This window comes from Microcoleus sp. AT3-A2 (assembly GCF_036705685.1).
GTDB lineage: Bacteria > Cyanobacteriota > Cyanobacteriia > Cyanobacteriales > Microcoleaceae > Microcoleus.
This window is the reverse complement of record NZ_JAUBVF010000134.1, coordinates 1-2,974: the sequence shown is the minus strand read 5'-3', so window position 1 is coordinate 2,974 and position 2,974 is coordinate 1. Positions and strand designations below refer to the sequence as shown.

Here is a 2,974-nt window from a genome sequence, read left to right as displayed (position 1 = left end):
AAAGTCCAATTAAATGCAACGAGCCGGGTGGAGCTGACATTGATTTAATTATCCATAGTGGCTTAAAGTCAACCGAGCATAAGCCATTGGACTATATAACCCACATTCCGCAGATATTCAAGCAGATTTAATTTCAAAAGAATTCATAATTGCCAAAACCTCAAATGATTGCATAGCAATCATTTGAGGTTTTTTTAAGGTATAATAATTTGTGCCAGTATAGCAACCTTCAAAACTATGAAAAAGCCCTCTGAAGCTATAAATATCGTAAATTTAGACCATTTGGGAATAGTAGCGGGGATCATAGATGAAATGGAATTGGTAGAAGAAGTCAACAAAAAAGTGGGAATAAGAGTTAAAGAAACTGTCAGCCCAGGACAAGTAATGAAAGCAATGATTTTGAACGGATTGGGATTTTTGAGCGCCCCAATCTACCTATAGCCTTTCTCACAAAGATGAGGTATGATGTTACTGACACTCATTCGTGAGGGTCAAACAGAGAACACACGATCGAATGAACTATAATTATATGGTTACGCACAAGCCACGCGAAAGCGATAGCACACATAATAGCATTTTTCCGACAGCACGATCTTGTTGACTTACAACACGTTTACTTGTACTCCTCTTCATACATTGTTAAAAATGAAAACTTATTCGATTGATTTTAGGCAAAAAATTCTTGATACTTATCATACTGAACCGATTTCACAAAAAGCAATAGCTAAGCGTTTTTCTGTAGCCCTCAGCTTTGTACAAAAATTGCTTAAACAATATCGTGAAACAAAAAACATTACTCCGCGAACTGACCGATGTGGAGTCAAAGGCAAACTGAATGCAGAGCAACTACTCATCTTGGCCCAATTGATTGAAGAAAATAATGATGCAACTCTTGAAGAACTTCGTTATTTACTTTATGATAAAATTGGATTTTCCGTTAGTAGAGCAACAATAGCAAGAATGATAAAACTCTTAGATATTACTGTCAAAAAAAACTCTGTTCCCTTCAGACAAAGGCACCGACCGAGTTCAACTCCTACGGTGTGAGTTCTGGGAAAAAATTAAAGAGATTAGTTTAAAAGACTTAATATTCATTGACGAATCGGGAGTTAATTTGGCAATGGTTAGGTTATATGCCAGAGCTTTAAAAGGTGAAAGAGCCAAGGGGCCAAAACCAACTAAACGTGGTAAAAATGTCTCAATAATTGGAGCAATGTCAGTTAAAGAAATTTTGACATCGGTTAATCTAATAGGCCCAACTGATGCAATTACATTTGAAGCTTTTCTCATCAGAAAACTTGTGCCAAAACTATGGAAAGGGGCTTGTGTAGTGATGGATAATTGTCCCATTCATTTGGGAGAAGAAGTGAAAAAAGCGATGGAAAAAAAAGGGGCAAGATTAATATACTTATCTCCTTATTCACCAGATTTTTCACCAATTGAAAATCTGTGGTCAAAACTTAAAATCATTCTCCGTTCTATCAAGACTACTAATTATCAAGAATTAGCAAAAGCACTCTTAGTTTGCGTTCGGTCAAGTTACATCGTCAAATATTTTTAACTGGTTTACACACTGCTGTTATTGTACCTCATCTTTCTGAGAAAGGCTATACATTACCATATTGTTCGGCTCTCTGCGAAACTATTTTTACCTGAATCCTTACGGAGCATACAAAAACTGTCAGGAAAAGAGCCAGGAAGTTGAGGCAGAATCTGAGGATACAGAATCTTCCATGAAAACCATAAAAATCGTTCACGGCTACTAAGCGAGATAAAAGACCCGATCTCAAACAATTTATCATTGATACGATCGTAAGTGGGGATGGAGACGTACCATTATATCTGAAAATAGATGACGGAAACGCCGATGATAAAAGTGTCTTTGTGTCAAGATTGAAAGAGTTTAAAAATCAGTGGACATTTGACGGAATCTGTGTAGCAGATAGTGCCTTATACACAGCAGAAAATTTGTCAGCAATGGCAGGAATGAAATGGATAACCAGAGTGCCGTTAAGCATAAAAGAAGCTCAAAATAAAATCTGCAACATAGAAGATAGTGACTGGGAAGATTCTCAAATAAAAGGCTATAAAATAGCACCCAGAACCAGTGAGTATGGCAACATCAAGCAGAGATGGCTAGTCATAGGAAGTGAAATCAGAAAACAAGCAGACCTTAAAAAAATAGTCAAACAAGTAGAGAAACAGTTAGAATCCGCCAAAATCTCACTGCGTAAGCTATCCAGGCAAGACTTTGCTTGTATTGCTGATGCATAAATTGCAATAAAAAAGTTATCAAACTCATGGAGATATCACCAAATAACATAAATTAACTGCCAAGAAAAGCCAGTTAAAACAACAAAAATAAAGCTCAAAGAATCGAGCGAGACACAGACAATAGTCTATCAAGTAACAGGTGAAATAGAACCCCGAATTTCAGCAATCGAAGCGGAAAAAGTCAAAGCTGGGAGATTTATATTAGCCACAAATATTTTAGAGCCTAAAGTAGTGAGCAATTCACAGGTATTATCGGAATACAAAGCGCAGCAAAGTAATGAGAGGATTTAGATTTATCAAAGATCCGTTAGGGAGCATCTCAGTTATGAAATAAGTAGAAATACTCAGGCAAAAGCCAGATTAAGATAAGAGCAGCGGTGCTTGAGAACTTGAGAGATATTGTTGCGGTTCCATTGAGCACCCGATATTTTAATTCTACGCCCAATCTGCTTAATTGTCGATTCGACCGTACCGCTGCCAATCGTAATTCCTTGAGATTGAAAGGAATGGTAGTCAGGTATGCGTTGTCGATGTCTTTCAAGATAAGCCAGAAAGTTTTTTACTTTCTGAGCATCCCAATCGGCAAAAGTAGCGATAGCTTCCTGAATTCTGCCATACCATAGGCTAGTACAGCTCGGCGTAAATACACAGACTATTAGGCCGCCAAGACTTTACCCTTATATGTCCACTTAAAAGGCTT

At 37.4% G+C, this 2,974-nt stretch carries 3 pseudogenes; all 3 read left to right on the top strand.

The features are described 5' to 3' along the window. Positions 1 to 237 precede the first annotated feature (237 nt). Positions 238 to 438, top strand: a pseudogene (locus QUB37_RS29400) (DUF4277 domain-containing protein); the annotation flags it as partial. Between the two features lie 207 nt (positions 439 to 645). Beyond that, positions 646 to 1,601 (top strand): annotated as a pseudogene (locus QUB37_RS29395) (IS630 family transposase). 63 nt (positions 1,602 to 1,664) lie between these two features. Then, positions 1,665 to 2,584: pseudogene (locus tag QUB37_RS29990) on the top strand (IS1634 family transposase); the annotation flags it as partial. Positions 2,585 to 2,974 lie beyond the last annotated feature (390 nt).